3 protein-coding genes are annotated in these 4,167 nt (G+C 73.9%); all 3 read right to left on the minus strand.

The features are described 5' to 3' along the window. Positions 1-538 precede the first annotated feature (538 nt). Positions 539-907: a DUF6542 domain-containing protein gene (locus DZF91_RS27455; protein ID WP_117360042.1), complete on the minus strand. Its 369-nt coding sequence runs from the start codon at positions 905-907 to the stop codon at positions 539-541. A gap of 604 nt (positions 908-1,511) precedes the next feature. After that, a complete protein-coding gene (argG, locus tag DZF91_RS27460; RefSeq protein ID WP_117360043.1) occupies positions 1,512-2,960 on the minus strand; it encodes an argininosuccinate synthase in 1,449 nt (482 codons plus the stop codon). Positions 2,961-3,116: 156 nt separating this feature from the next. Beyond that, positions 3,117-4,167, minus strand: a 1,051-nt coding sequence (locus DZF91_RS27465; protein WP_147341411.1) for a WD40 repeat domain-containing protein, incomplete at its 5' end; no start/stop codon positions are given.

The following is a 4,167-nucleotide window of genomic DNA, read 5'->3' on the forward strand; positions in this document are numbered from 1 at the left end:
CTGCCCGGCGCGGTCACCCGGCCCCACGCCGCGGAGCCCCTGCCCGGACCACCCCCACGGCCCGGACGGTTCGGACGGCTCGGACGGTCCGGACGGTCAAGACGCGGTCCGCCGGACGGCGGGCGGGCGGGCGCGGACCCCTCCGCGGGCTCACGGCCCGTCGGGCGGCCCCGGTGCGCGGTCGGTCCCACTGTTCCCCTCCCCGGTCGGCCGGCGGGCGAGGCGCCCCTCCACCCTCGGTACCCGCGTGCTCGCGTTCCGTACTCCTGTTCGGTGCCCGTTTCCTGCCGTCCGCTCTCCGGCGCAGGAGTTCCGGTCTCCCGGTCTCGTTCCGCTCCCCGCTTCCGCGTTCGTGGCCCCGGCGTGCCCGTGGCCCCGACGTATCCGTGGCCCCGACGTGTCCGTGGCCCCGACGTATCCGAGGTTCCGGCATGTTCGCCGTTCCGGCGTGTTTGCTGTTCTGACGTGTCCGCGGCCCCGGTGTGTCCGCGGTCCCGTTGTGTCCTCGATCCTGGGGCTCGCGTGCCGTGCTTGCCGCTCAGCGGGCCCGCGTGCTTGTCGCCCGGACGACGGCCAGCGCCACCACCAGCAGCGTCGCGGTCGCCATCGCCACGAACCCCTCGCTGAGCCAGCGGCCCGCCGCGGCGGCCAGGCCCACCCCGCCGGACACCTGCCCCGGGTCGCCGATCAGACCCGCCACCGCCGCCGCGACCGCGTACGCCAGCGGCGGCATCGGCAGCACGATCCGGACGCGCTCCGGGACGACCAGCGCCGCCGCCAGCAGCGACCCCGCGACCAGGCACACGCCGAGCACCAGGCCGGGACCGCCGCCGCCGAAGCCGTCCACGAGCGCGCCGGCGAACGCCAGCCCGGCCAGCAGCGCGCCCGCGCCGAGTCCGGTCAGCATGGGGCCGTCACCATGGGACCGTCAGCATGGGCGTCGTCGGCACGGCGTCGCCGACATGGGCGCCGTCAGCATGGGTTCGTCGGCATCGCGTCGATCCGTTCACGTGGCTTCCTCGTCCGAAGGGCGGGCCGCTCGCGGGGCGGAGGCGGTCCGCAGCCCCGGTCCCGCCGTGCCGTCCAGCCTGCCAACCATTTAAGCGTGAGCGCAAACATGGCGCAGGCCATTCTGCCCGCGCGGACACGGCGTCCGCCCGGTGGCGCGGCGAACCCGGCCGGACCTTGGCGGAAGTCCGACCGGGCTTTACGCGCGGTTCAAGGAAGCGGCTCCGGCGGTCCCGTTCGGAGCGAGCGCGTGAGTCGTCCCGGCTTGTCCGTTGCGTCCTGGCGTCCGTCCGTCAGCGGCTCGGGTGTGTGGCACCGCGGAAACGACCAGTGCCACGACCCCGCTGAAGGGATCGCGGCACCGGTCGTCCTGGGTGGGCAGGTCTCGGGCAGCCTGGGCAGGCCCGACAGGCCCGACAGGCAGGCCAAGCCAGGCCGGGCGGCCTGCGCAGGCCCGACAGACCAAGCCGGGCGGGCCGGGCGGGCCGGCAAGTTGGGGGAGGTCAGTCGGTGCCGAACTCCATCGCGGCGCTGTCCAGCAGCTCGTCGCCGCCGGGGGCCTCGCCGCGGGAGGCGATGGACTCCGCGCCGCCCTCCGCCATCGGACCGATGAGCGCGGTGCCCGCGCCCAGGGCCGCGCCGGGCGCTGCGGGGTGGGACGCGCCGACCACCCCGAGCCCGGCGTACTGCTCCAGCCGGGCGCGGGAGTCGGCGATGTCCAGGTTCCGCATGGTGAGCTGGCCGATCCGGTCCACCGGCCCGAACGCCGAGTCCTCGGTGCGCTCCATGGACAGCTTGTCCGGGTGGTAGCTGAGCGCGGGGCCGGTGGTGTCCAGGATCGAGTAGTCCTCGCCGCGCCGCAGCCGCAGCGTGACCTCGCCGGTCACGGCCGAGCCGACCCAGCGCTGCAGCGCCTCGCGGAGCATCAGCGCCTGCGGGTCGAGCCAGCGGCCCTCGTACATCAGCCGCCCGAGCCGCCGCCCCTCGGCGTGGTAGGTGGCGATGGTGTCCTCGTTGTGGACGGCGTTGACCAGCCGCTCGTACGCCGCGAACAGCAGCGCCATGCCGGGGGCCTCGTAGATGCCGCGGCTCTTGGCCTCGATGACCCGGTTCTCGATCTGGTCGGACATGCCGAGCCCGTGCCGTCCGCCGATCGCGTTGGCCTCCAGCACCAGGTCCACGGCGGAGCCGAACTCCTTGCCGTTGATCGTGACCGGGCGGCCCTGGACGAAGCCGACGGTGACGTCCTCGGCGGGGATCTCCACCGCCGGGTCCCAGAACCGGACGCCCATGATCGGCTCGACGGTCTCGACGCCCGCGTCCAGGTGCTCCAGGGCCTTGGCCTCGTGCGTGGCGCCCCAGATGTTGGCGTCGGTGGAGTACGCCTTCTCGGCGCTCGCCCGGTAGGGCAGGTCGCGCTCGGTCAGCCACTCCGACATCTCCTGCCGGCCGCCGAGCTCGCCGACGAACGCCGCGTCCAGCCACGGCTTGTAGATCCGCAGCGCCGGGTTGGCGAGCAGGCCGTACCGGTAGAACCGCTCGATGTCGTTGCCCTTGAAGGTGGAGCCGTCGCCCCAGATCTGGACCTCGTCCTCCAGCATGGCGCGGACCAGCAGGGTGCCGGTCACGGCCCGGCCGAGCGGGGTGGTGTTGAAGTAGGCGCGGCCTCCGGAGCGGATGTGGAACGCGCCGCAGGCCAGGGCGGCCAGGCCCTCCTCCACGAGCGCCGCGCGGCAGTCGACCAGGCGCGCGACCTCGGCGCCGTAGAGCGTGGCGCGGCCGGGCACGGACGCGACGTCGGGCTCGTCGTACTGGCCCAGCTCGGCCGTGTACGCGCAGGGCACCGCGCCGTTCTCGCGCATCCAGGCCACCGCGACAGAGGTGTCGAGGCCGCCGGAGAAGGCGATCCCGACGCGTTCACCGACGGGCAGGGAGGAGAGCACCTTGGACATGGGAAGAGTATGCACTGCTCTGCATGAACATTCAACGCGTTCCCGGGAATCCCGCTCCGGTTTTTCCAGAAACCGGATTCCGGACAGGGTGAGGCGGCTTACAGATCACCTTCCGCCGCGGCGCTGGATGCGGTCCGTCACGGGCTTGCGCCGTGCTTACAGGCCGGTCCAGAGAACCGGCTTTCCGGCCCCTGAGCTGAGCATTCTCGTCCCTTCCCGGTCGAGTGCCACGCTCATGCAGTGGCTCGGCGTGGTGAGCAGCCGCAGCCGGCTCCTGGAGGCCGCGTCCCAGACCCGGATGCTGCCCTGGAGGGACGACCCGCCGTCGTTCCCGCCGCTCGCCAGCCGCCTGCCGTCCCCGGAGAACGCCACGGACGCGATGCTCTTGTGCCCCGGCAGCCGGGCCAGTTCGGCGTGCGTCCGGACGTCCCAGACGCGGACGACGTTCTGGTCCGTGCCGCCGTACTCGCCGACCGCGAGCGTCCGGCCGTCGGGGGAGAACGCCAGCCCGGTCGCGGAGGGCGTGCCGAGGTCGGCGATCCGCGCCCCGGTGACCCCGTCGTACAGCCGGACGAACTGGTCCGCGCCGCAGGTGGCGACCATCCGGCCGTCCGCGGAGAACGCGGCCGAGTACAGCTCTCCCGGATACTTGTCCTTGCGTGTGAGCCGGGTCACCAAGCGGCCGGACGCCTCCCAGAGGAAGCCGCCCTCCTCGGTGGCCGCGGCGATCCGGCCCCGGGACGACCACGCCACGCCCATCGCCCGCTTCTTCGGCCCGGTGAGCGTCGCGACCGGCCGCCCGTCCGGGACGGAGTAGATCCGCACCCGCCCGTCCGTGCAGGCGACGGCCAGGCGGCGGCCGTCGGGGGAGAACGCCACCTGGTTCGCGCCGTTCGGACCGCCGTCCACCTGCGTCAACCGCGCCCTGGACGTCCCGTCGTAGATGCCGACGCAGTGGGTGCCCGCCCCGGACGTCCATCCGGAGACCGCCATGTACCTCCCGTCAGGGGAGAAGGCGGTGCTGCGGACCTCGTAGGCGTCGACGCCCTCCAGCATCGTCCAGGTGCCGCCGGTGGGATCCGCCTCCCCGAGCCCGGTGGCCTTCTTGAAGGCGTTCGCTGCGGACCGGGCGGGCGAGCCGCCCGCGCCGCCGCCGAGCTCCTGCCAGCCGAGGACGCCGAGGCCGCCCGCCGCCAGCGTCCCCGCC

This window comes from Actinomadura logoneensis (assembly GCF_003428695.1).
Lineage (GTDB): Bacteria > Actinomycetota > Actinomycetes > Streptosporangiales > Streptosporangiaceae > Spirillospora > Spirillospora logoneensis.

Coding starts and splice junctions, on each gene's coding strand:
- DZF91_RS27455 (WP_117360042.1), bottom strand. CDS start 907: ATGCTGACCGGACTCGGCGCGGGCGCGCTGCTGGCCGGGCTGGCGTTC.
- argG (WP_117360043.1), bottom strand. CDS start 2,960: ATGTCCAAGGTGCTCTCCTCCCTGCCCGTCGGTGAACGCGTCGGGATC.